Below are 22,534 nucleotides of genomic sequence, written 5' to 3' on the forward strand. Positions count from 1 at the left end.
GGGTGATGCGGAGTAAAAGACGTGACAGAAGTCGTTGAAAGCCGCGATTTAAAACTGACGCATGAGGATTTCGAGCGTGTAAGGCGCCTGATCCATGAGCGTGCAGGTATTGCACTGGCATTGCATAAAAAAGAGATGGTTTACAGCCGGCTGGCACGTCGCCTGCGCACCCTTGGACTTAATCAGTTCAAGGCTTATCTGGATCTGCTGGATGGCCATGCAGAGTCCTCGGAGTGGGAACATTTCGTTAATGCGTTGACGACCAATCTGACGTCATTTTTTCGTGAAGCGCATCATTTTCCGATTCTGGCCGATCACGTTCGCGCCCAGAGCGGCAGCGTCAAGGTGTGGTGCTGCGCAGCGTCTACCGGCGAAGAGCCCTGGTCGCTGGCCATGACGCTGACCGAGGCGCTCGGGTCGAAGGCGCAAAGCGCCAGGATTGTGGCCACCGATATTGATACCAAGGCGCTCGCCACGGCGGCGGCCGGTATCTACCCGATCGCTCAGATCGAGAAGCTGTCGATGGAGCAGCGCAAGCGTTTCTTCATGCGCGGCGTAGGAGCCAAATCCGGCGTGGCACGGGTCAATCCGGCGCTGGCGGCCATGGTGGAATATCGCCAGTTGAATCTGCTGGCGGCCCGATGGGAAGTTGAAGGTCCGTTTGATGTCATCTTCTGTCGCAACATCATGATTTATTTCGACAAGCCGACTCAGAAGAAAATTCTGGAAAGGTTTGCGCCGCTGCTCAAGCCCAATGGACTGCTTTTTGCCGGGCACTCCGAAAACTTTACCTATTTGACCGATGCCTTCCGTTTGCAGGGACATACCGTCTATGGCCTTGCGTCAAACCCGGGTTCACGGTCATGAAATCTCGCGAGCAGGAAGGCCTGGCCGACCACTTTTACTTCGATCGCGATGACAGTCTTGACGCCGTCAAGCTGCTGCCGAGCGAGTATTACGTGGCGTCATCACCCATGGTGCTGTCGACGGTGCTGGGTTCCTGCGTCTCTGCGTGTATCCGTGATAGCGCGGCAGGCGTGGGCGGCATGAACCATTACATGCTGCCCGGTGATGGCAGTCACGATACCAGCGGCCCACGTCTTCGTTACGGCGAGCACGCCATGAGCACGCTGGTGGAGGAAATATGTCGGTTGGGCGGACGTCGCGACCGACTGGAAGCCAAGGTATTCGGGGGCGGCATGGTCATTGCCGGTATGGCATCGCGCATCGGATTTGCCAATGCCGAGTTTGTCATGGCGTGGCTTGATCGCGAAAACATTCGTGTCCTCGCGCAGGACCTCAACGGTAGCCATGCGCGTCGCGTGCACTATCTGCCGGGGACCGGCCAGGTAAGGGTCAGGCGCCTCAACGGTAGTGCCACGGTCTGCAGTCGTGAGAAGACATTGATCGAGGCGCTGGTGGGCGATGCTGTTAATCCGCTGGTCGCAGCTGCAGCAGGCATGAAAGGAGCAGGACGGTGAGCAAGATCAAGGTATTGTGTGTTGACGATTCGGCACTGATTCGCAGCCTGATCAGCGAAATCATCAATCAGGAGCCGGACATGGAAGTGGTTGCCACGGCCCCGGATCCTCTTGTGGCTCGTGATCTGATCAAACGGACCAATCCCGATGTGCTGACACTGGATGTCGAAATGCCGCGCATGGATGGTCTGGATTTTCTGGAAAGGCTCATGCGCCTGCGGCCCATGCCGGTCGTCATGGTCTCTTCCCTGACAGAGCGCGGCTCGGAAATCACCATGCGGGCGCTTGAGCTGGGCGCGGTGGATTTCGTGACCAAGCCACAGCTCGGCATTCGAGAAGGCATGGCCGAATACGCTCATGCCATTACTGACAAGATCCGAGCAGCCTCCAGGGCAAAGCTCAAGGTGGCTCACCCGTCGTCAACGACTGCGCCGGCGGCCCTTCGTGCGCCCCTGTATTCCAGCGAGAAGCTTCTGATCGTGGGTGCCTCAACGGGCGGCACAGAAGCGATTCGAGAATTTTTGATGCCGCTGCCCTCGGACAGCCCGGCAATACTGATTACCCAGCACATGCCGGCCGGGTTTACCAAATCCTTTGCTGCGCGTCTGGATAGTCTTTGTCGTATCAGTGTTCGCGAAGCCGTGCATGGCGAGCGTGTGCTGCCCGGTCATGCCTATCTGGCACCCGGTGGTGAAGCGCACCTGCGTCTGATTCGAAGCGGCGCCAACTATGTGATTTCGCTGGACCATGAAGCGCCCATCAATCGCCACAGGCCTTCCGTTGATGCGCTGTTTGAATCCGCCGCCATCAGCGCAGGCAAGAATGCCATTGGTGTGCTGTTGACCGGTATGGGCAAGGATGGTGCTCAGGGGCTTTTGAAGATGCGCGAAGCCGGTGCCTGGACGCTGGCGCAGGATGAAGCCAGCTGTGTGGTCTTTGGCATGCCGCGTGAGGCCATAGCCCTGGGTGCTGCATGTGAAATCGTCCCCATTACCAGCATGTGCGAGCGAGCGCTGGCACAGCTGGGTGGCAATAATCGTCAGGCGCTGCGCGTTTAGCGCAGCACCACTGAATCGTTGACTCGCGCGCAAGCGCACTTATTTGAAAAGGAAATGGCAGACATGGCTGACAAGAACATTCACATCCTGGTGGTGGACGACTTTCCCACCATGCGTCGTATCGTGCGCAACCTCCTCAAGGAGCTTGGCTTCAACAATGTTGATGAGGCCGAAGACGGCGTCGATGGTCTGGCAAAGCTTCGCAGTGACAGCTTTGGCTTTGTGGTCTCTGACTGGAACATGCCGAACCTGGACGGGCTGGAAATGCTCAAGCAGATTCGTGCCGATGACAACCTCAAGCATCTTCCGGTGTTGATGGTCACGGCAGAAGCCAAAAAGGAAAACATCATTGCGGCAGCGCAGGCCGGCGCCAATGGTTACGTGGTGAAACCCTTTACCGCCGCGACGCTCGAAGAAAAGCTGAACAAGATCTTCGAAAAGCTCGATAAATAAGTCTGCGGATAGCCATCGGGAGTTAACGACATGACAGCCAATGCCAAACCGCAGAACGCAGAAGATGCGATCCCGCCGGACCTTATTGCCAGAATCGGTCATCTGACGCGTGCGTTGCGTGACAATATGCGAGAGCTGGGGCTGGACAAGGAAGTCGAGAAGGCCGCCCAGGCCATTCCCGATTCCCGCGATCGCCTGAGCTATATTGCCTCCATGACCGAGCAGGCGGCCGAGCGCTCGCTCAATGCCATCGAAATTGCTCAGCCCATTCAGGACAACATTGAAAAGCAGTCGGCTGAGCTCGCCGGGCGCTGGGATCAGTGGTTCGACAAGCCGCTTGAGCAGGCCGAAGCGCGTGATCTAGTCGGGGATACTCGTGCCTATCTTGAATGGGTGCCGGCACAGACCCGCGCGACCCAGAGTCAGCTGATGGAAGTCATGATGGCCCAGGACTTCCAGGATCTGACCGGTCAGGTCATCAAGAAAATGATGGAGGTCATCCGCGAAATCGAGCGTGAGCTCCTGCAGGTGCTGATCGATAACATGCCCTCTGAAGCCATGCGCGAGCGTGCAAGGGAGAGCTCCAGCAAGACCCCCGAAGGCCTGCTCAACGGGCCCCAGATCAAGACGGAAGGGCGCACCGATATCGTGACCGATCAGTCTCAGGTCGACGATCTGCTCGACAGTCTCGGGTTCTAGTTCATATTTCCTGCTTATGTGTCGAATAGCTCTCCCTCGGGCGGGCTATTCGAGCGATTGTTTTTCCCTCCTTCCTCGCACAATGTCGCCCAGTGAGCACGATGCTCTACATGATTTCATGGGGTCGAAATGTCCGGCGACAGCGACGCAGAAAAAACCGAAGAGCCAACGGCACGACGCATTGAAAAAGCCCGTGAAGAGGGCCAGGTTGCTCGTTCACGTGAGTTGACCACCTTCCTGATGCTCAGCGTCGGGGCTGCCGGCCTTGCGCTGTGCATGAGCTGGATGGGAGAGACGCTGTCAGACGTCATGATGGACGGACTGACCTTTGATTCGGAGGTCGCACGCGACCCCACTCGAATGATGATCAATGTCTCGGCGCTGGGCGGGCGGGCACTGCTGGCCATTGCCCCGATTCTGGGCATCATGGGGGTGGTCGCGCTGATGGCGCCCATGGCGTTGGGTGGCTGGCTGTTTTCGACCAAGTCCATCAAGGTGGATATCAAAAAGCTCAATCCAGGCGCCGGTCTAAAGCGTATCTTTTCCAGTCAGGCACTGGCAGAACTGGTCAAGACCATTGCCAAGTCGCTGCTGATTGCGCTGGTCGCGGCCTACTTTATCTATAGCCACCAGGGTGAGCTGCTGGGACTTGCCGGAGAAAGCATCCAGTCCGCCATGCGTCACATGATGCTGCTGGTGGTGTTCTGCTGTGCCCTGATCCTGCTGTCCTTCATCTTTGTCATCCTCATCGATGTGCCTTATCAGCTTTGGAGCCACACCAAAAAGCTCCGCATGAGCCGGGAAGATATTCGCCAGGAACACAAGGAGTCCGAAGGGGACCCACACGTCAAGGGCCGTATTCGCCAGCAGCAGCAGGCGATCGCGCGCCGACGCATGATGAGTGAGGTGCCCAAGGCCGACGTCATTATTACCAACCCGACCCATTTTGCCGTGGCGCTGGCCTATAAGGACGACGAGATGGGGGCCCCGCGGGTGGTGGCGAAGGGCGCTGATGCCGTGGCTGCCAAAATTCGCGAGCTGGGTCAGGAGAACCGTATTCCCTTTCTGGAAGCCCCGGCGCTGGCGCGTTCACTGTATCGACACGGTGAGCTGGGCCGGGAAATTCCTGCCGCACTTTATACCGCCGTTGCTGAAGTGCTGGCCTGGGTGTATCAGCTGCGCCGCCATCGCAGTGAGGGGGGCAAAACGCCAAAACGACCCGGCCATATCGAGGTGCCTGAAGAGATGGCCTATACCCCGTCACCCTCGGATGACGAGGACAGCAATGAACAATGATGCTCGGGGCGCTGCGTTGCCCATTAAAGGCGCCGGACAACCTATTCACCATGACAGGTCATCGCTGACATGAATGCATTGAGTGCACTGTTTTCCCGGGGTGGCCTGACGCAGAGCAGCCAGCTGAAGTTTCTGGCCGGCCCGGTCCTGATCCTCATGATTCTGTCGATGATGGTGCTGCCGCTGCCACCATTTATTCTCGACATGCTGTTTACCTTTAATATTGCACTGTCGATCATGGTGCTGCTGGTGAGCATGTTCACCACCAAACCGCTTGAGTTTGCGGCCTTCCCGGCCGTGCTGCTGTTTTCAACGCTGCTGAGGCTGTCGCTCAACGTGGCCTCGACGCGTGTGGTTCTGCTGGAAGGGCATAACGGCGGTGACGCTGCTGGCAAGGTCATCGAGGCGTTTGCCGAGTTTCTTGTCGGCGGTAACTTTGCCGTGGGTCTGGTGGTGTTTGTCATTCTGGTCGTCATCAACTTCATGGTGATTACCAAGGGTGCGGGTCGTATTGCTGAAGTCGGCGCGCGCTTTACCCTGGATGCCATGCCCGGCAAGCAGATGGCCATCGATGCCGATCTTAATGCCGGTCTGATCGATGAAAAATTCGCGCGTGAGCGGCGCAAGGAGATCGCTCAGGAAGCCGAATTTTTCGGTTCCATGGATGGTGCCAGCAAATTTGTACGCGGTGATGCCGTCGCCGGTATCCTGATTATGGTCATCAACATCGTGGGCGGGCTGATCGTGGGCGTGGCCCAGCACGGGCTTTCGGTCGGCGATGCTGCCCACACCTATACGCTGTTGACCATCGGGGATGGCCTGGTCGGCCAGATTCCGGCCCTGATCATTTCTACTGCGGCCGGTGTGACCGTATCGCGCGTTAACACCGAGCAGGACGTGGGTCAGCAGCTGCTGGGCCAGCTGTTTACCAATCCCCGTGTGCTCTATCTAACGGCAGGCGTTGTCGGCCTGCTGGGCATTATTCCCGGCATGCCCAACATCGTGTTTTTGCTGTTCACTGCCATGCTGGGCGGTCTGGGCTGGTATCTGAGCAAGAAAAACAAGGAAGCGGCCAGCATTGAGGAGACTCAGCCAGTGGCGGCCGCCGTGACGGACAGTCATGAAGCCAGCTGGGATGACGTACAGCTGGTGGACCCGCTGGGTCTTGAGGTCGGTCATCGCCTGATCCCGCTGGTAGATCAGAATCAGGATGGCGAGCTTTTGAAACGCATCAAGAGTCTGCGCAAGAAGTTTGCCCAGGAGGTGGGGTTCCTGCCGCCGGTGGTGCATATTCGCGACAACCTGTCACTACAGCCACAGCAGTATCGCATCGCGCTCAATGGCGTCCTGATTGGCGAAGGGGAGGCGTGGCCCGGACAGTATCTGGCCATTGATCCCGGTCAGGCAATGGGCAATCTTGAGGGTCGTGTCACGAAAGATCCGGCGTTTGGTCTGCCCGCGACCTGGATTGAGGCTACTCAGCGTGATCAGGCGCAGATGCAGGGCTTTACCGTGGTCGATGCCAGCACGGTGGTGGCCACGCACCTTAATCACCTGCTGGGTGAGCACGCCAGTGAAATGATGGGCCGTAGTGAAACCCAGAAGCTGCTGGATCGACTGGCGAAGGAATCGCCGAGCCTGGTCGAGGAAGTCGTGCCCAAGCTGATTTCAATGACCACACTGACCCGAATCCTGCAGCAGCTATTGTCGGAAGATGTGTCGATCCGCGATATGCGAACCATCATTGATACCCTGGCCGATCATGGTGGCCATACCACTGACGCCATGGAGCTGACCGCCGCCGTGCGACTGGCGCTGGGCCGTGCCATTACGCAGCAGTATTTCCCCGGGCAGGAGCCTGCCGAAGTGATCAGCCTTGATGTCGATCTGGAGAAAATGCTGATGCAGGCGCTCAACAATGGCGGGGCGCTGGAGCCCGGCCTTGCCGATACGTTGATTCAACAGGCAGAAACCGCTGTTCAGCGCCAGGAGGAACGCGGGCTGCCGGCCGTACTAGTGGTGCAGCACGGCGTGCGCTCGCTGCTGTCGCGGTTTTTGCGTCGACGCCTGCCGCGTCTGGTGGTGCTCTCTCAGGCAGAGATCCCTGAAGAACGCCAGATTCGTGTGACGGCCATTATCGGATCGCAGTCATGATAAGCGTTCGGCCGGCATCATGGCTTGTGATCACTGCTGCATTGGCCTTGCCGTCGGTCTGGGCCGAAGCCGGGGGCGGGGGCGCCATTCCTGTTCAGGTCAATCTTCCTGACATGGCGCAAAAGGGATGGGAATACAGGGTGGCGCTGGCGAATGCCGAGAATGCGCCCGTTGGCAGCCGGTTGACCGAGCTTTCCTGGCGCTATGAGTTGGGCCCGGGGGAGGTGCTGCCAGAGGCTTCTCTGTGTACGCCATTAGAATGCGTGGCACTGAATATGGCTCGTGGCAGCACGGACGCCCTTGCCGGGCTGCCAGCCAGTACGCCGCTGTCACTTCACTTTGTGCTGCCTGGCAAGGGCATGCTCAAGCATCCGGTGCGGGGCGGGGCCGCCCAGGTATTCGTCAACTATCGGCTGCAGGACCAGTAAATCACGCCTGCTGCAGGCTATTCGGCAGGGTAATGGGAAGGTAATGAAAAGGGTTTTGCCTGACAGGCATTCAGAGCCGGGGCCGTGTTTGCTTATTCAATTAAAGCGCTAAATTCGGAATCAAAAAGGCCGCGCCATAATCATGGCGCGGCCTTTTTAATGCTTGAGTGTCAAATCTGCGCTCAGCCCACAAGATGCGTACTGGAGCGGCCGATATTGTGCTGGCGACCGTTGGGGCCGTACATGGTCATGCCGGCTGCGGTCTGAAGGAAGTTAAGGGCACGACTGTGGAAATCCAGACGTCGACCAATCACAAACCCGTTGAGACGATTACGCTGCGCGGCCGCTTCAGTGCGCTCGATAATACGCTGCCATAGCTCGTTGAGCTCTAGTTTGATGGCCGCTCGATCGCTTGTGGCGCGATCCGAACCGAGACCGCGGCTTTCAAGCAGGGCACTTCGAGCGCGTTCGAGCTGATCCAGTCGAACCATTGAGGTGCCCTTGTGCTCACAGGCTTGCAGCAGGGCTTCAATATCGACCGGATGGCTATCCAGAATCTCGGCCTCTTGGTCGAGTAAATCGATGAAGCGCCCGAGGGCTTCATCGATCTGATTCAGGATGTTGGCGTAATCGTTCATCCATGTATTCTCCAAAGGCGTTCAAACAGAGGAATGCTTCAGCCCTTGCTCGAAAGCAGCTCCTGCGCGCTTGCGATCAGGCCGTCGGCAATTTTTCCGGTATCAACCTCAAAGCTGCCATCGCGAATGGCCTGACGCAGTTCGTTGACACGTGCCGTATCAATATCCTGCGAGCCATCCTGAGCGCTGGAAGGGACCCAGCGCGTCGCGGCGCTCTGCTCGGTCTTAGCGGCTTCAGGCGTAGCAACGCGTGATACCGACACCGGGCTGGCAATGCGGTTGATTGAACCGTTGTTGCTGTCAATTTTCATCTTCATGCTCTCTCGGGTGAGCTGATAAAGGGGCGCAGGCAAGCGCTGTTGTATCCATTATCGACATCACGGACAGGTTCTTTAACCCGTTCTGGTAACGAAAGGTATCGAATGGATATCAGTGCGTAATGTGACTGCCTTTGGGACTAGTGAACCTCCACTACTCCTTCGCGACTTGCCTCACCATTGATAATGCTGCCGGAGGGCATTCTAACTCGAACACTTTCACCAAGGCCTGCGTCATTTAACGCCTTGCCGCTGCTGGTGATCATGAAACCATTACCCTGAACCAGCAGGGCAACTTCGGCACCGCGCTGGATGAGTACGGGCGCCTTCACCATGCCTGTCTGAAACGGCTGACCCGCTGCAATACGGCGCTGCGATACCTGCCCTACCAGCTGAGAGGCATCGGTGATCAAACGACTGGACAGCCGGGTCAGATCTCCTTCCTGCCAGTCAAGGTCACTTTCTTCAATGACATCGCCTGGCATGATGTTGCGGTTGACCACCGGGTATTGGCCGTTGATGTGGACATAGGCCTGAAAGTACCTCGTCTCGGGTGCATCGCCCGGGCAACGCACGCCAACCGAGGTGCGGCCCGAGACCTTGCCGCCACGCCCGGGCAAAAACGGAGAAGGCGCCTGACAGGCCATGGCTGCTGCCGGCGATGGCGTGAGATCAATGGTGACATCACCATTTTCACTGGCCGTCTGCTCCAGCAGAAATCCTTCAATGACGTCATAAATGACCTGTTCATTGGCTTCAACCGGTGCACAAACCAGTCCTGCCGCCACCAGTAACAACGTGGCGCCATGGCGGCAGTGCCTGCGGTAAGAGCGTATGAAGGGCAGCGTCATGACGTGGCCTGTTGTTATCAAACGGTTACATGGATGCTGTGCATTCTAGACAGGTGCTCAAAAAAACAGTGCGCGAAATGACCCCTAAAAAGCGGCCTTTTCATTCAATGGTGAGGGTTGCGGGCTCTCTATGCTGCGCTCATTCCAAAAGGTAAAAGAAAGTAACCTTTGTTGTCTTAATGATTCATGGCGCAATGGAGTGACTACCCATGATCGACCGGCTCAACGCCTCACTCAACTTTTTGCAGCAGTCCCTTAACCTGCGTGCCGAGCGCCAGGAAGTGCTGTCAGCCAACATCGCCAATGCCGATACTCCCGGGTACAAGGCGCGCGACTTTGACTTCAGAACCGAACTGGATCGTGTCGTTAATCAAGGGCGGGCAGAAGGGCAGAGCGGGCTGTCACTGAGCATGACCTCCAGTCGGCATATCGCAGCTCAGGCCAATGGCAGTGCAGGCGGTATGGACATGCTGTATCGCAATCCGACCCAGCCAAGCCTTGATGGCAATACGGTCGACATGGATATGGAGCGCGTCAACTTCGCCGACAACACCGTGCACTACCAGGCCGATGTACAGTTTCTAACCAGTCGATTGCAGGGCCTGAAAAACGCCATGCAGCGCGAGTCCTGATAACCGACAGGAGAACAGTCAATGAGTCTTTTTAGCGTTTTCGATATTTCAGGGTCAGCGCTTTCGGCGCAGTCACAGCGCATGAACGTGACCGCCAGTAACCTGGCCAACGCGGACAGTGTGGCAGGCCCTGATGGCCAGCCCTATCGTGCCAGACAGCTGACCTTTGAAATGGCCGGTGAGCCCGGTCAGCAGATCGGTGGCGTTCGCGTGGCGGGCATCAGTGAAGATCAGAGTGAATTCCGGCGTCTTTTTGATCCGAAAAATCCGGCAGCCGACGATCAGGGTTACGTCAGCATGCCCAACGTGGATACCACGGCTGAAATGGTCAACATGATTTCGGCGGCGCGCTCCTATCAGGCCAACGTTGAAGTGCTTAACACCAACAAGACACTGATGCTCAAGACGCTGACGCTGGGTCAGTAAACCGGATCATCGAGGAGTAAATCATGGCATTTGACAACGCTCTGGTGAGCCGTGTGAACGGTACCAGTACGACAGGCGGCACCAGCGGCATGGGCGCGACCAGCGCCAGTGAACTGGGTGAAGAGTTCATGAGCCTGCTGGTGGCACAGCTCAATAATCAGGATCCGCTCAATCCGATGGAGAACTCCGAGTTCACCTCACAGATTGCGCAGATCAATACGGTCAGCGGCATCGACAAGCTCAATGACACGCTTTCAAGCATCACCGGTCAGATTGATGCCTCCCAGAAACTGCAGGCCGGCGCCATGGTCGGCCGAGGCGTGCTGGTGGAAGGTAATAAGGTTCAGGTGGGCAAGGACACTGTACTGCCCTTTGGTATCGAGCTTGATGACGATGCCGCCCAGGTCACCGCCACCATTACGGATGCCTCGGGTCGGACCATCAATCAATATGATCTGGGCGAGATCAAGGCCGGGGTGCAGTCCTTCAACTGGGATGGTACGGACACCAGCAACGCTCGCGTTGAGGGTGGTACCTATCAGGTCACCATTGCTGCCATCGACGGCAGCGGCCGAGCCGTTGCCTCGCGTGCGCTGCAATACGGTTATGTTAGCGGCGTCATGACCGGCGGTAACGCTACAAGGCTGGACCTGGGGCCCAACATGGGCAGTGTCGCCTTTAACGACGTCAAACAGATTCTTTAACGCACACCGGGCGCGGTGTTGCGCGTCCTATGACCCAGCCGGCACAGGCCGGTGAGACGACTTTTAATCAGGGGATGAATCATGGCTTTTACACAGGGCGTCAGTGGTCTTAATGCAGCATCCAGCCAGCTGGATACCATCGGCCACAACATTGCCAACTCACAGACCGTCGGCTTCAAGAAAAGCCGTACCGAGTTTGCTGACCTTTATGCCGGTGCCAAGGCAGGCCTTGGTGTGCAGGTCTCTGCCATCACCCAGGCCTTTTCCCAGGGTGCCATGGAAAGCACCGACCGTGATCTTGACCTGGCCATTCAGGGCGGTGGTTTCTTCCGTCTGACCGACGGTCAGCAGGTGAGCTATTCTCGCAACGGCCAGTTTCAGATGGACTCAAATGGATTTCTGGTCAACAACACTGGCGGCAGGTTGATGGGCTATCCGGTGGACGACCCGACGTCTGCCAACCCGGTGGTACTGGCGGGGGCCCAGCCGGTAGCACTGCAGGTGGCCCAGGGGGATCTGGATGCCAGTGCCACGACCAGCGGCAGCATGACCTTTAACCTGGATTCGACTGACACGGTCAAGTTGAATGCCGACGGCAATGCGATTGCTTTTGATGCGACCAACCCCAAGAGCTACAACTGGCAGACCTCGCTGACGACCTATGATTCGCAAGGCAATGCCCAGCAGGTCAATCTGTATTTTGTGAAATCGGAAACGCCCAATACCTGGGAAGTCCATGCCTTGAACAAGGGCAATGAGATTGGACCGAATAATCAGCCAAAAACGCTGAGCTTTGATGCGAACGGAAAAATTACCGGGGATAGCGATCTGGCGCTGGCGTTTAATCCGAATAACGGGGCTGCCAATGTCGCTGCTAATATCGATCTCTCCAGTGTTACCCAGAATAGTGGGAGTTTCGTGGTCAAGGCGGCCGGGCAAAATGGTTATGCTGCAGGTAGCCTGACGGGTGTCTCCATTGCCGACAACGGCGACGTACTGGGCAAGTATTCCAACAACCAGAGTCGTGCCCTGGGTCGCGTCGCACTGGCCGGCTTTACCAATGAGCAGGGGCTCAAGCCTGACGGTAATAACGCCTGGCTTGCCACGACCAACTCCGGGCAGGAGCTTCTGGGCAGTGCCGGTACGGGACAGCTGGGTTCGCTGCGTTCGCAAACGCTTGAGAACTCCAACGTCGACCTGGCTGCCGAACTTGTCACCATGATCGTGGCGCAGCGCAACTATCAGGCCAATGCCCAGACCATCAAGACGCAGGACCAGATCCTGCAGACCATGGTCAACCTGCGCTAAACCGTTCTCTCTCTGCAGTAAAACGACCGGCCTCAGGGCCGGTCTTTTTTATGGCCACTATGGCAGCTGACGAAATACGACCTTTCTCGTGCCTTTCTTGTGACTTTGAGAAGACGCCTTTGCGTGTTTACTAGGCGTCACAAAGGGCGGGCATTCGGTTACACCTGAAAATGCCGGCCGCGATACTTCTTCAAGCTTTTCGGAGCGGGTCATGGACAGAATCATCTACACCGCCATGTCGGGCGCCAGGCAGAGTCTGGAGCGGCAGTCTGCCGTTGCCAACAACATGGCCAATGTCTCGACCAGTGGCTTTCGTGCCGAACTCAGTGCCGCTCGGGCGGTGCCGGTCAACGGTGCAGGCTACGCCACGCGTGCCATTACGGCTGATTCTACCCCGGGCTCCGATTTTACGGCCGGCTCTTTCAGCACCACCGGTCGCGCACTGGATGTGGCCATCAACGGTGAAGGGTGGCTGGCGGTGCAGGCCAACAACGGTGATACCGCCTATACCCGCAATGGTGGATTGCAGGTCGATCCTACCGGGATGCTGATGTCTCAGGGACGGCCGGTCATGGGAGAAGACGGCCCCATTATTCTGCCGCTCAATGCCGAGGTCTCAATCGCCGGTGACGGCACCATCTCTGCCCGGGAAGCTGGCACACAGGCACAGGCAGAGGTTGGTCGACTGATGCTGGCCAGTAATCAGGATGGGCGCATGGCCCGACGTGAAGACGGTCTTTTCGGTGCCTGGAATGCACAGGGTGGACCCATGGCAGCCCTGCCGCGTGATGAAACTGTTCAGGTCATCAGTGGCACGCTCGAGGGCAGCAACGTCAATCCGACCGAAGCCATGGTGTCCATGATCGACACGGCCCGGCGCTTTGAAATGAACATGAAAGTACTGACAACCGCCGATGAAAACGATCAGCGTGCCAACTCGCTGCTTTCGATGAATTGATGTTTCCGGGCCATGACGGCTCTGACCAGGCACATGAAGTCACCGGATCATTGCCGGTGAATGGAGAAAACGATGATTAATGCACTCTGGATTGCCAAGACCGGTCTTGATGCCCAGCAGACCAACATGGATGTCATTTCCAACAACCTGGCCAACGTCTCGACCAATGGTTTCAAGCGCTCGCGCGCGGTGTTTGAGGATCTGTTGTATCAGAACCTGCGCCAGCCCGGTTCGATGTCGTCGGTGCAGACCAATCTGCCTTCGGGCCTTCAGATCGGTACCGGTGTTCGCGCTGTGGCCACCGAGCGTCTGCATACCCAGGGCAACCTGGAGCAGACCGGCAACACCAAGGATGTCGCGATCCGTGGCGATGGTTTCTTTGCGGTGCAGATGCCTGATGGCACCAACTCGTTCACCCGCGATGGCGCCTTTCAGGTCAACCAGGACGGCCAGCTGGTTACCGCCAACGGTTTTCCGATCGATCCGGGTATCGTGATCCCGGCCAACGCGCTGTCGGTATCAATTTCCAATGATGGTCTGGTCTCGGTGACAGTGCCGGGCGCTGCAGCCAGCCAGCAGGTCGGCCAGCTTCAGTTGACCACCTTTATCAACCCGACCGGTCTGGAAAGCATTGGCGACAACCTCTATCTCGAAACCGATGCTTCCGGGCCGCGTAATGACAGCATTCCTGGCAACAACGGTGCTGGCACGATCTATCAGGGCTTTGTGGAAACCTCCAACGTCAATGTTGTGGAGGAGATGGTCAGCATGATCGAGACACAGCGTGCCTATGAGATCAACTCCAAGGCCGTATCGACCGTGGATCAGATGCTGGCGCGTCTGACTCAGCTCTGACAGGGAAGATTGATGCACGTGTGCAGGGTTAACCGGGGATCAATGATGCGATACATGCGTTTGTGGAAGCTGTTTCTGGTGGCGTGCATGGCCATGATGATGGTGGCCTGTGCCCAGATTCCACGCCAAAACGTGGTGGAAGGGCCAACCACGGCACCGCCTCAGCTTCCGCCGATGCCGGTCGCCAACGGTTCGATCTATCAGAGCAACTATACCCGGCCCCTGTTCGAGGACCGTCGACCGCGCGGCGTAGGCGACATTTTGACCATCGTGCTCAATGAAAACGTCAGTGCCACCAAAAGCTCGGCGGCCAATGCCACCCGCAACGGTTCCACGGCGCTTGGCCTTGAAGCCGCACCACGAGTCATCGGTGGGCTACTGGACGGTCAGACGACCAGTCTTTCCGGCACCAATACATTTCAGGGACAGGGAGGCGCGAATGCCTCCAATACCTTTGTCGGCACCATTACCACTACGGTCATGAATGTGCTGCCCAACGGTAACTTCCAGGTCGCCGGTGAGAAGCGTATCGGTATTAATCAGGGCACCGAGTACATCCGCTTTTCGGGCACCGTCAACCCGCGCACGATTACCGGGCTCAATACCGTACCGTCGACCCAGGTGGCCGATGCACGACTTGAGTATTACGGCGATGGGTATATCAACGAGGCGCAGACCATGGGCTGGATGCAGCGCTTCTTCCTCAATATTTCACCGTTTTAATCGAGGAACTTCACAATGATGGCAATGTTGAAATCCGTCTCCCTGCATTGCGCCGCGCTGCTGTTGAGCGGCTGCGTCCTGATGGGCCTGGCCTGTCAGGCTCAGGCAGCCCGGCTGGGCGACATTGCCACCTTTGCAGGCGTGCGCTCCAACCCGCTGGTGGGATATGGCCTGGTCGTGGGTCTGGACAACACGGGTGACCAGACCATGCAGGCGCCCTTTACCGGGCAATCGGTCACCAACATGCTTTCAGAGCTTGGGGTCACGATACCGGCCGGCACCAATATGCAGCTCAAGAATGTGGCCGCCGTCATGGTCACCGCCGAGCTGCCACCGTTTTCAAGCCCGGGACAGAGGCTTGATATCACCGTGTCCTCGGTCGGTAACGCCCGCAGTCTGCGGGGTGGCACGCTGCTCATGACACCGCTCAAGGGCGCGGATGGTCAGATCTATGCGCTGGGACAGGGCAATATGGTCATCCCGGGCATCAGTGCCCAGGCCGCCGGCAGCAGCGTACAGGTCAACCAGACCTCGTCCGGTCGTATTCCGGGCGGCGCGATCATCGAGCGTACGGTGCCGGTTCAGATGGCCGAGCAGGGGCGTATCGATCTGGAGCTCAAGGACGCTGACTTCAACACTGCACTGCGCACCATGAATGCCATCAACAATGCCATGGGCCAGGGGATTGCCGTGGCCCAGAATTCACGCGTGATTTCGCTGGCGGCGCCGCTGGATAGCGCCTCTCAGGTCTCTTTCATGGCGCGTGTACAGAACATCGATGTAGACCCGGGTGTGTTGACACCGAAAGTCATCATGAATGCCCGTACGGGTTCGGTGGCGATGAATACCCGCGTCACGCTCAACCGGGCGGCGATCGCTCATGGCAATCTCTCGATTACGATAGATTCCAACCCCATTATCAGCCAACCGAATGCCTTGTCAGGCGGGCAAACTGCAGTGGTACCCAATGCAGATATCAACGTGCAGGAAGAGTCCGGGGCGCTGAGCATTGTCAGTGGCGAAGCGGATCTGAGTCAGGTTGTGGATGCCCTGAATCGTCTGGGCGCAACCCCCAATGACCTGATGGCCATTCTTCAGGCGCTGAAATCGGCCGGTGCGCTCAACGCGGATCTGGAGATCATCTAATGTCAGTGGACAGTCGGGGAAGTTTTGCGCTCGACGTGCAGGGGTTGTCGAGGCTCAAGTACAGCGCGCGTGACAATCCTCAGGAGAGTCTCAAGGAAACCACGCAGCAGTTTGAAGCGCTGTTTCTGCAAAAGATGCTGAAAAGCATGCGCGATGCCATGCCCAAAAGCGATCTGCTCAAAAGCGACAGCATGGACACCTATACCAAAATGCTGGATCAACAGTGGGCGCAGAACCTCTCCGAACAGGGTATCGGTCTGTCCGACATGATGATCAAGCAGCTGTCGAACAAGGACAATGCTCAGTCCGCTGACATGTCGCCCAATGATTCGCTTCAAACGCTGACGGCGCAGTCCCGCAATATCCCGTCGGCGCTGGCCATTCCGCTGAGCGATGAACAGTTGAAATACAACGCGCGCCTCGATTCAGACAGTCATGTGGTCAAGCCCGCCGAGCAAAAACGCGGGCCGCTGATTGAAGGCTACGCCTCTCTGGGCGGCGGTCTACAGGACCGGGTCGACCATCAGAAAATGATGGCGGATGTAGCCCCGCACGTCTCTTCGTTTGTCTCGAAAATGGGCTCGGCAGCACGGGCTGTCAGTGAGCGTACGGGAATCCCGCATCAGCTGATTCTGGCCCAGGCGGCCCTTGAAACCGGCTGGGGCGCGAAGGAAATTCGCACTGATGATGGCAAGGCCAGTCACAACCTTTTCAACATCAAGGCAACCGGCGGCTGGCAGGGCGATCGGGCAAGCGTCATGACCACTGAGTTTGAAGCAGGCACCGCTCACAAGGAGCGGGCGGCCTTTCGCGTATATGACTCTTATGAGGCGGCGTTTTCCGACTATGCGCGTCTTTTGACCGATAACCCGCGCTATCAACCGGTACTGGATGCCCGCACGCCCGAGGCGGCGGCGCATGCGCTGCAAAAATGTGGCTATGCGACGGACCCCCGCTATGGCGAAAAATTGGTATCCATCATGTCGCAAATGCCGAATGACGAGCCCGCCGTACCTCAGTCGCTGTATGCCTCGCGCACACAGGGGCGCCAGGATGGTGATATATCAGCGGTAACCCAACGACGGGCTGCCATGGCCTATGCCGTTGAAAATGAAGCCAGCAGAATTTTTTGATCGATTGATGCCCTGTCAACAGGGCATGTTTTCCTAAAATTTCCCGGCGTTCGGCCGATAGTACATGACAGATAACACCCTTAAGGGCGCGTGCGAGGAAACACCATGTCCGGTTCACTGATGGGGACAGCGCTGAGCGGGCTGAGAGCTGCCCAGATTGGCCTGAGTACTACAAGCAATAACATTGCCAACGTTGAAACCAAAGGCTACAACCGCCAGATTATCGGGCTGTCCGAGTCTGGTGGCACCAGTGCCAGCGGCCTGTTTGCCGGCAGTGGCGTCAGTGTGACCGGCGTACAGCGTCAGTATGAGCAGTATCTCAGCACGCAGCTTAACGATGCCAACAGCGAGCTGGGGGCCAGCAAGTCTCATCTGGCCCAGATATCCCAGATTGATAACCTGTTGGCCGATGACGGCGGGATTAACAAGCAGATGCAGTCCTTTTTTGCGGGCATGCAGACCCTGGCTGACAATCCTGCCAATACATCAACGCGTCAGGCCCTGCTGGGTGATGCCCAGAGCATGACGGCCCAGTTTCGCGCGACCGACAGCTATCTGAAAAACATGTCGAACAACACCGTGGCGCAGATGGGCGGTGTGGTTGATGAGATCAACAGTTACTCCAAACAGATTGCCACGCTCAACGTTCAGATTACCCAGACGCAGGCCAAGACCGGAACGCCGCCCAACGACATGCTGGACCAGCGCGATCTGGCCGTGGCAAAGCTCAGTGAGCTAACCGGTATTTCGGTTGTTAATCAGGATGGCCAATACACCGTGTCGCTATCGACGGGGCAGTCATTGGTATCCGGCAAGCAGGTGCAAAAGCTTGAAATGGTCGATGCTGAGGATGATCCGACTCGTCGAGCAGTGGCGCTTAGAGCAAGCGATGGAAGCCTTTTCGAGCTCGATGAAAGCAAATTGACCGGCGGCACGCTGGGGGGGCTGACGCAGTTTCGCAGTCAGTCGCTTGAACCGACGCAGCTGCGACTCGATCAGATAGCGCACACACTGGCGACCAGCGTTAACGAGCTGCAGACCGGCGGTTTTGATCTGGATGGTGATGCCGGCAAGGCGCTGTTTACGGCCGGTACACCCGCGGTTGTGGCCAGCAGTGCCAACATTGGCAATGGCATGCCTACGGTATCGTTCACAGACGATATTTCCAGGGTCGCTGCAAGCAATTACAAGCTGACGGTAAACAGCAATGAGGCCAGTGGTTACTCGTTAACGCGGCTGGATAGCGGGCAGGCAGTCAATGCTGCTGATGCCGGGCTTGACGTCACTGTTCCGGCAGGCATGACCAATGGCGACAGCTTTGTCATCAAGCCGTTGGCCAATGCGGCCGGTCAATTGAGTGTCAGCAGCGAAATGACGCCGGAAGGGATTGCTGCCCGTGGCAGTCTCTCCGAAGGCGTACGCGGTAACAGCAACGCATTGGCCATGGCCAATGTGCAGAACCAGAACCTGATCAATGGCAGTACCAGTCTGAATACAGCCTATGCTTCCCTGGTCAGCGATGTCGGTAACAAGACCGCCACGCTCAAAAGCAGTAACGCCGCTCAAACCCAGATTTCTCAGGAGCTTAAAAGCGCGCAGCAGTCGGTATCAGGAGTCAATATCGATGAAGAAGCCGCCAACATGCTCAAATATCAGCAGCTTTACAGTGCCAGTGCGCAGATGATCCGGGCTTCCTCGGAGATGTTCGACGCGCTGATCGGCATCATGCGTTAAGGGGATAAAACAAATGCGTCTCAGTACCTCAATGATGTTCGAACGTAGCCAAAATTCCATGCAGAGCCGCCAGAGCGATCTGTCGAAGGTGGGCGAGCAGATGGCCAGCGGCAAGCGGGTGGTGTCTCCTTCCGACGACCCGCGCGCATCGGCGCAGGCCCTGATTATCAAACAGGATCAGGCTGTTCAGGAACAGTATAAAAACAGTCGTACCAGCGCCACTTCAGTGTTGGAGGCGCAGGACAACACGTTGGATAGCGTCAACAAACTATTGTATACCGGCAAGGGACTGGTTGTTCAGGCGGGCAATGGCGCGCTGAGTGACAGTGACAGAGCTTCAGTCGCGACTCAGCTTGAAGGGCTCTATAACCAGCTTACAGGGCTTGCCAACGGCAAGGACAGCAATGGCCAGTACATGTTTTCCGGATCAAAGGGTGATGTACAGCCCTTTACGGCAGGTACTGATGCCACCGGCGGTTTCGTCATGAACTATGCCGGAGATGGTGAACCCCTGAACATGCAGGTGGATGCGTCTCGCCTGATGAATGTCAATGCAACAGGGACGGACGTTTTCCGGGTGCCGGCAACCGCTGCAGGTGATGCTGAGAGCGATCTGTTTACGGCCTTTCAGACTGCCATCACGGCACTTAGAACACCTCAAACCCCTGGTAATCAGGACGCCTTGAGGGCTGATCTGGATAAGGTCAACCGACAGCTCGATGTAAGTCTGGATAATGTCGGAAGCGTCCAGACCAGTATTGGCAGCAAGCTCAACGAGCTTGATATTCTTGGCAATATCGGCGCCAGCCGTACCATCAGCAACAATGGTACACTTTCAGATCTTCAGGATCTGGATTATGCCGAAGCCATCTCCAGTTATACCCTGGCTCAGATCGGCCTTGAGGCCTCAAAGAAGATTTTCATGCAGGTGCAGCAGACTTCCTTGTTTGATCTGGTCCGCTAACAGGTAGCACCAATGTCAGAAAGCCCCCATGTCGGTAACGACATGGGGGCTTTTTTATGGCACATGCATTGCGCCTCTGATCATCAATTTTGAAAAGCCCTGTTCGGGCTCAGGAAAAAAGCTCCGTGATGTTGACCATCTGATTGAGGGCACTTTCAAACATGCGCTGGAAGATCGTTCCCAGCTCCGGTGTCATGAAGGTCAGAAGTATGACCCCGGTCGTCAGGGTAATGGGAAAGCCCACCGAGAAGATCGAGAACTGCGGTGATGCGCGGTTAAGGATGCCCATCGAGATATTGATGATCAAAAGGGCGGTCACTATGGGCAGGGCCATCAAAAAGCCGGCCGAGAAGATAAAACTGCCCCAGCGTGCGATCGCATCGAAGCCGGCCGGCTCAAGCCCTGTCTGGCCGATCGGCAGGCGAGTAAAGGTCTCGATCAAAAGCCGGATCATGATGGTATGACCATTGAGGGACATGAACATGAGAATCGCGATCATGTTAAGGAAACGTGACAGGACCGTGGTCGTCCCCTGAGCTTCGGGAGAGTAGAACGAGGCGAAGGAGAGGCCCATTTGCAGGGCGATATAATCACCGGCGGCCTGGATGGCGGCAAACACCAGTCGCATGACCAGCCCAAGTGCTGCGCCGATAAGAAACTGCTGGATAATGATCATGATACCCGCCCAGGAAGCCGGGGGAATATCCGGCATGGGGGGCAGTACAGGGGCCACGACCACGGTCAGGGCAAAGGCAAGCCCTACCTTGGCCGTTTTGGGGATGGCGTTTTCGCCAAAGATGGGGGCTGTGCCAATAAAGGCCAGAATTCTGACAAAGGGCCAGAGAAAGGCCGTTAGCCACGCATCGAGCTGGGCGGAAGTAATCTCCAGCAAGGGAAGGCCCTCTAGCCGATCATGGCGGGGATATTGTTAAAAAGCTCTCGAGTAAAATCGGAGAGCGTTCCCAGCATCCAGGACCCGCCAATGATCAGCGTTGTAAAGACCGCCAGAATCTTGGGAATAAAGGAAAGTGTCATTTCGTTGATCTGGGTGGCGGCCTGAAAAAGGCTGACCAGCAGACCCACCGTCAGGGCCACCAGTAGCAGTGGTGCTGCAATCAGAAGCGTCAGCATCATGCCGCGATAGGCCAGACTCATTACCATTTCCGGTGTCATGGGGCCACTCCTTGAAGTCGGGATACTACGAGGCCACTGCCTCGAAAACGCCTGCCTGTCACTGGCATGCCTACATGTAAAAACTTTGCGCCAGTGACCCCATCAGAAGCCCCCAGCCATCGACCAGCACAAAGAGCATCAGCTTGAAGGGCAGCGACACGATGGCAGGCGGCACCATCATCATCCCGAGCGCCATCAAAACGCTGGCCACGACCAGATCGATAATCAAAAAGGGAATGAAAATCGTAAAGCCGATCTGAAAGGCAGTTTTCAGTTCACTGGTGACAAAGGAAGGCAGCAGCAGGCGCATGGGCACGTCTTCCGGGCCTTCCAGTGGCGGCATGTTGGCAATGCCGGCGAACATGGCAATGTCGGTTTCGCGCGTCTGGTGCAGCATGAATTCACGCAGGGGCTGGCTGCCGGTTTCAATGGCCTGGGGCATGCCAATATTACCCTCTGACAGCGGCTGCCAGGCTGTTTCATAGATCTGTTCAAAGACCGGAGACATGACGAAAAACGTCAGGAACAGTGCCAGACCGACCAGTACCTGATTGGGAGGCGAAGACTGGGTGCCCAGTGCACTTCGCAAAAGCCCCAGCACGATGATGATGCGGGTAAAGCCGGTCATCATTAAAAGCGCGGCCGGCAGAAAGGCCATGGAGCTTAAAAGGACCAGCGTCTCGACGGAGAGACTCCAGGACTGGCCGCCACCGTTGAGCGGTTGGCTGGTCATGGCCGGGAATTCGGCCGAAGCGTGGGCCGGCAGCGATACCAGCGTGGCCAGTATTGGCAGCAATACCGGTAGAGCGTGTCGAACCCGGTAAGACAGACGGGGCAGGGCAGAATGAGTCATGGGCGCCTATCAAAGCGCTGTGACAGCGCACGCTTGAAGCTTTCGGAAAAGGCAGGACGTGTGGCCTGATCGACAGAAGTGCCGGCACTGTTCAAAGGTTCCTGAGCTTTTGCCGGCATCTCATGAAGGCGATTAACGCTGCCGGGGGTCACGCCGAGGACCAGCCAGGTGTTTTCTATTTCCACAACCACTACGCGCTCGCGCGCGCCGACACTCTGGCTGGCCACAATACGAAGGGATTGTCCCTTCAGGCGTCGGCCCGGCCCGAGCCGCTTGATGATGGCGGCCAGCCCCCAGATCAGCAAAAGTACCAGTGCCAGACCCAGCGCCGTTTTACCCAGTCCCGCGATACCAAGACCATTGTCCTGAGCAAAGGCAGGAGATGACGTTGCAGGCTCAACAGCGACGTGCGCGCTGCCAATCTGGTGGGCGCTTTTTAAAGCCGCGGCATCCAGCGGGCCGTTGGCCGTGTGCCCCGGGCTTTCCAGAAAAGGCGAGATGCTTGCCTCGCGCGTGTGGCTGTCGGTCATGGGATGACTCATATCGTTTC

At 57.2% G+C, this 22,534-nt stretch carries 26 protein-coding genes; 19 read left to right on the forward strand and 7 right to left on the reverse strand.

What is annotated here, in order from left to right:
- The first annotated feature begins 21 nt into the window (after positions 1–21).
- The 8 genes from ACUN8C_RS07360 (at position 22) to ACUN8C_RS07395 (ending at position 7,569) form a co-directional block, all read left to right on the forward strand.
- Positions 22–867, forward strand: coding sequence for a CheR family methyltransferase (locus tag ACUN8C_RS07360; RefSeq protein ID WP_445621582.1), 846 nt, complete (start codon positions 22–24; stop codon positions 865–867).
- Positions 864–1,481 (forward strand): chemoreceptor glutamine deamidase CheD, encoded by a 618-nt coding sequence (locus ACUN8C_RS07365; RefSeq protein ID WP_445621583.1) that lies wholly within the window; start codon positions 864–866, stop codon positions 1,479–1,481. The genes ACUN8C_RS07360 and ACUN8C_RS07365 overlap by 4 nt, the downstream gene beginning before the upstream one ends.
- Positions 1,478–2,539 carry a protein-glutamate methylesterase/protein-glutamine glutaminase gene (locus ACUN8C_RS07370; protein WP_445621584.1) on the forward strand — a complete coding sequence of 354 codons (1,062 nt, stop codon included), beginning with the start codon at positions 1,478–1,480 and terminating at the stop codon, positions 2,537–2,539. Before ACUN8C_RS07365 ends, ACUN8C_RS07370 begins: the two co-directional genes overlap by 4 nt.
- Before the next feature lie 63 nt (positions 2,540–2,602).
- Positions 2,603–2,992 carry a chemotaxis response regulator CheY gene (gene cheY / locus ACUN8C_RS07375; protein WP_090129602.1) on the forward strand — a complete coding sequence of 130 codons (390 nt, stop codon included), beginning with the start codon at positions 2,603–2,605 and terminating at the stop codon, positions 2,990–2,992.
- A gap of 30 nt (positions 2,993–3,022) precedes the next feature.
- A complete protein-coding gene (gene cheZ / locus ACUN8C_RS07380; RefSeq protein WP_445621585.1) occupies positions 3,023–3,691 on the forward strand; it encodes a protein phosphatase CheZ in 669 nt (222 codons plus the stop codon).
- 129 nt (positions 3,692–3,820) lie between these two features.
- Positions 3,821–4,987 carry a flagellar biosynthesis protein FlhB gene (gene flhB / locus ACUN8C_RS07385; RefSeq protein WP_445621586.1) on the forward strand — a complete coding sequence of 389 codons (1,167 nt, stop codon included), beginning with the start codon at positions 3,821–3,823 and terminating at the stop codon, positions 4,985–4,987.
- Between the two features lie 69 nt (positions 4,988–5,056).
- Positions 5,057–7,141 (forward strand): flagellar biosynthesis protein FlhA, encoded by a 2,085-nt coding sequence (gene flhA / locus ACUN8C_RS07390; RefSeq protein ID WP_445621587.1) that lies wholly within the window; start codon positions 5,057–5,059, stop codon positions 7,139–7,141.
- Positions 7,138–7,569: a flagellar protein FlhE gene (locus ACUN8C_RS07395; protein WP_445621588.1), complete on the forward strand. Its 432-nt coding sequence runs from the start codon at positions 7,138–7,140 to the stop codon at positions 7,567–7,569. The genes flhA and ACUN8C_RS07395 overlap by 4 nt, the downstream gene beginning before the upstream one ends.
- Positions 7,570–7,751: 182 nt before the next feature.
- Here the strand turns inward: ACUN8C_RS07395 and ACUN8C_RS07400 are convergent, their stop codons facing one another.
- The 3 genes from ACUN8C_RS07400 to flgA form a co-directional block, all read right to left on the reverse strand.
- Complete coding sequence (locus tag ACUN8C_RS07400; protein ID WP_445621589.1) at positions 7,752–8,207, reverse strand: flagella synthesis protein FlgN; 456 nt, start codon at positions 8,205–8,207, stop codon at positions 7,752–7,754.
- 38 nt (positions 8,208–8,245) lie between these two features.
- Complete coding sequence (flgM, locus tag ACUN8C_RS07405; RefSeq protein WP_445621590.1) at positions 8,246–8,524, reverse strand: flagellar biosynthesis anti-sigma factor FlgM; 279 nt, start codon at positions 8,522–8,524, stop codon at positions 8,246–8,248.
- A gap of 140 nt (positions 8,525–8,664) precedes the next feature.
- Positions 8,665–9,375 carry a flagellar basal body P-ring formation chaperone FlgA gene (gene flgA, locus ACUN8C_RS07410; RefSeq protein WP_445621591.1) on the reverse strand — a complete coding sequence of 237 codons (711 nt, stop codon included), beginning with the start codon at positions 9,373–9,375 and terminating at the stop codon, positions 8,665–8,667.
- Between the two features lie 209 nt (positions 9,376–9,584).
- Here flgA and flgB point away from each other — a divergent pair, with 209 nt between their 5' ends.
- The 11 genes from flgB (at position 9,585) to flgL (ending at position 19,958) form a co-directional block, all read left to right on the forward strand.
- Positions 9,585–10,007, forward strand: a complete 423-nt coding sequence (flgB, locus tag ACUN8C_RS07415; RefSeq protein WP_445621592.1) for a flagellar basal body rod protein FlgB — start codon at positions 9,585–9,587, stop codon at positions 10,005–10,007.
- Positions 10,008–10,028: 21 nt separating this feature from the next.
- Positions 10,029–10,433, forward strand: a complete 405-nt coding sequence (gene flgC / locus ACUN8C_RS07420; protein ID WP_108843674.1) for a flagellar basal body rod protein FlgC — start codon at positions 10,029–10,031, stop codon at positions 10,431–10,433.
- A 23-nt stretch (positions 10,434–10,456) separates the two neighbouring features.
- On the forward strand, positions 10,457–11,137 hold the full coding sequence (locus ACUN8C_RS07425; protein ID WP_445621593.1) for a flagellar hook assembly protein FlgD: 681 nt from the start codon (positions 10,457–10,459) through the stop codon (positions 11,135–11,137).
- A gap of 81 nt (positions 11,138–11,218) precedes the next feature.
- Complete coding sequence (flgE, locus tag ACUN8C_RS07430) at positions 11,219–12,445, forward strand: flagellar hook protein FlgE (protein ID WP_445621594.1); 1,227 nt, start codon at positions 11,219–11,221, stop codon at positions 12,443–12,445.
- Between the two features lie 211 nt (positions 12,446–12,656).
- On the forward strand, positions 12,657–13,403 hold the full coding sequence (locus tag ACUN8C_RS07435) for a flagellar basal body rod protein FlgF (RefSeq protein WP_445621595.1): 747 nt from the start codon (positions 12,657–12,659) through the stop codon (positions 13,401–13,403).
- 72 nt (positions 13,404–13,475) lie between these two features.
- On the forward strand, positions 13,476–14,258 hold the full coding sequence (gene flgG / locus ACUN8C_RS07440) for a flagellar basal-body rod protein FlgG (RefSeq protein ID WP_108843976.1): 783 nt from the start codon (positions 13,476–13,478) through the stop codon (positions 14,256–14,258).
- Between the two features lie 54 nt (positions 14,259–14,312).
- A complete protein-coding gene (locus tag ACUN8C_RS07445) occupies positions 14,313–14,981 on the forward strand; it encodes a flagellar basal body L-ring protein FlgH (protein WP_439330956.1) in 669 nt (222 codons plus the stop codon).
- Between the two features lie 15 nt (positions 14,982–14,996).
- The gene (locus tag ACUN8C_RS07450; RefSeq protein ID WP_445621596.1) at positions 14,997–16,127 is read left to right on the forward strand and encodes a flagellar basal body P-ring protein FlgI; all 1,131 of its coding nucleotides are present in this window, start codon (positions 14,997–14,999) and stop codon (positions 16,125–16,127) included.
- Complete coding sequence (flgJ, locus tag ACUN8C_RS07455) at positions 16,127–17,260, forward strand: flagellar assembly peptidoglycan hydrolase FlgJ (protein WP_445621597.1); 1,134 nt, start codon at positions 16,127–16,129, stop codon at positions 17,258–17,260. The genes ACUN8C_RS07450 and flgJ overlap by 1 nt, the downstream gene beginning before the upstream one ends.
- Before the next feature lie 105 nt (positions 17,261–17,365).
- Positions 17,366–18,994 carry a flagellar hook-associated protein FlgK gene (gene flgK / locus ACUN8C_RS07460; RefSeq protein WP_445621598.1) on the forward strand — a complete coding sequence of 543 codons (1,629 nt, stop codon included), beginning with the start codon at positions 17,366–17,368 and terminating at the stop codon, positions 18,992–18,994.
- A gap of 13 nt (positions 18,995–19,007) precedes the next feature.
- Positions 19,008–19,958 (forward strand): flagellar hook-associated protein FlgL, encoded by a 951-nt coding sequence (flgL, locus tag ACUN8C_RS07465; RefSeq protein ID WP_445621599.1) that lies wholly within the window; start codon positions 19,008–19,010, stop codon positions 19,956–19,958.
- Positions 19,959–20,067: 109 nt separating this feature from the next.
- On the opposite strand, the gene fliR is transcribed toward flgL, so the two are convergent.
- The 4 genes from fliR to fliO form a co-directional block, all read right to left on the reverse strand.
- Positions 20,068–20,850 (reverse strand): flagellar biosynthetic protein FliR, encoded by a 783-nt coding sequence (gene fliR / locus ACUN8C_RS07470; protein WP_445621600.1) that lies wholly within the window; start codon positions 20,848–20,850, stop codon positions 20,068–20,070.
- 11 nt (positions 20,851–20,861) lie between these two features.
- Positions 20,862–21,131: a flagellar biosynthesis protein FliQ gene (fliQ, locus tag ACUN8C_RS07475; RefSeq protein ID WP_108843666.1), complete on the reverse strand. Its 270-nt coding sequence runs from the start codon at positions 21,129–21,131 to the stop codon at positions 20,862–20,864.
- 70 nt (positions 21,132–21,201) lie between these two features.
- On the reverse strand, positions 21,202–21,984 hold the full coding sequence (gene fliP, locus ACUN8C_RS07480; RefSeq protein ID WP_445621601.1) for a flagellar type III secretion system pore protein FliP: 783 nt from the start codon (positions 21,982–21,984) through the stop codon (positions 21,202–21,204).
- Positions 21,981–22,526, reverse strand: a complete 546-nt coding sequence (gene fliO, locus ACUN8C_RS07485; RefSeq protein ID WP_445621602.1) for a flagellar biosynthetic protein FliO — start codon at positions 22,524–22,526, stop codon at positions 21,981–21,983. Before fliO ends, fliP begins: the two co-directional genes overlap by 4 nt.
- Positions 22,527–22,534: the final 8 nt, after the last annotated feature.

Source organism: Kushneria sp. Sum13, assembly GCF_052692355.1.

Excerpts from the sequence above, each read along its gene's own strand:
- ACUN8C_RS07365 (WP_445621583.1), top strand. The coding sequence starts at position 864 with ATGAAATCTCGCGAGCAGGAAGGCCTGGCCGACCACTTTTACTTCGAT.
- cheY (WP_090129602.1), top strand. The coding sequence starts at position 2,603 with ATGGCTGACAAGAACATTCACATCCTGGTGGTGGACGACTTTCCCACC.
- cheZ (WP_445621585.1), top strand. The coding sequence starts at position 3,023 with ATGACAGCCAATGCCAAACCGCAGAACGCAGAAGATGCGATCCCGCCG.
- flhB (WP_445621586.1), top strand. The coding sequence starts at position 3,821 with ATGTCCGGCGACAGCGACGCAGAAAAAACCGAAGAGCCAACGGCACGA.
- flhA (WP_445621587.1), top strand. The coding sequence starts at position 5,057 with ATGAATGCATTGAGTGCACTGTTTTCCCGGGGTGGCCTGACGCAGAGC.
- ACUN8C_RS07395 (WP_445621588.1), top strand. The coding sequence starts at position 7,138 with ATGATAAGCGTTCGGCCGGCATCATGGCTTGTGATCACTGCTGCATTG.
- ACUN8C_RS07400 (WP_445621589.1), bottom strand. The coding sequence starts at position 8,207 with ATGAACGATTACGCCAACATCCTGAATCAGATCGATGAAGCCCTCGGG.
- flgM (WP_445621590.1), bottom strand. The coding sequence starts at position 8,524 with ATGAAGATGAAAATTGACAGCAACAACGGTTCAATCAACCGCATTGCC.
- flgA (WP_445621591.1), bottom strand. The coding sequence starts at position 9,375 with ATGACGCTGCCCTTCATACGCTCTTACCGCAGGCACTGCCGCCATGGC.
- flgB (WP_445621592.1), top strand. The coding sequence starts at position 9,585 with ATGATCGACCGGCTCAACGCCTCACTCAACTTTTTGCAGCAGTCCCTT.
- flgC (WP_108843674.1), top strand. The coding sequence starts at position 10,029 with ATGAGTCTTTTTAGCGTTTTCGATATTTCAGGGTCAGCGCTTTCGGCG.
- ACUN8C_RS07425 (WP_445621593.1), top strand. The coding sequence starts at position 10,457 with ATGGCATTTGACAACGCTCTGGTGAGCCGTGTGAACGGTACCAGTACG.
- flgE (WP_445621594.1), top strand. The coding sequence starts at position 11,219 with ATGGCTTTTACACAGGGCGTCAGTGGTCTTAATGCAGCATCCAGCCAG.
- ACUN8C_RS07435 (WP_445621595.1), top strand. The coding sequence starts at position 12,657 with ATGGACAGAATCATCTACACCGCCATGTCGGGCGCCAGGCAGAGTCTG.
- flgG (WP_108843976.1), top strand. The coding sequence starts at position 13,476 with ATGATTAATGCACTCTGGATTGCCAAGACCGGTCTTGATGCCCAGCAG.
- ACUN8C_RS07445 (WP_439330956.1), top strand. The coding sequence starts at position 14,313 with ATGCGTTTGTGGAAGCTGTTTCTGGTGGCGTGCATGGCCATGATGATG.
- ACUN8C_RS07450 (WP_445621596.1), top strand. The coding sequence starts at position 14,997 with ATGATGGCAATGTTGAAATCCGTCTCCCTGCATTGCGCCGCGCTGCTG.
- flgJ (WP_445621597.1), top strand. The coding sequence starts at position 16,127 with ATGTCAGTGGACAGTCGGGGAAGTTTTGCGCTCGACGTGCAGGGGTTG.
- flgK (WP_445621598.1), top strand. The coding sequence starts at position 17,366 with ATGTCCGGTTCACTGATGGGGACAGCGCTGAGCGGGCTGAGAGCTGCC.
- flgL (WP_445621599.1), top strand. The coding sequence starts at position 19,008 with ATGCGTCTCAGTACCTCAATGATGTTCGAACGTAGCCAAAATTCCATG.
- fliQ (WP_108843666.1), bottom strand. The coding sequence starts at position 21,131 with ATGACACCGGAAATGGTAATGAGTCTGGCCTATCGCGGCATGATGCTG.
- fliP (WP_445621601.1), bottom strand. The coding sequence starts at position 21,984 with ATGACTCATTCTGCCCTGCCCCGTCTGTCTTACCGGGTTCGACACGCT.
- fliO (WP_445621602.1), bottom strand. The coding sequence starts at position 22,526 with ATGAGTCATCCCATGACCGACAGCCACACGCGCGAGGCAAGCATCTCG.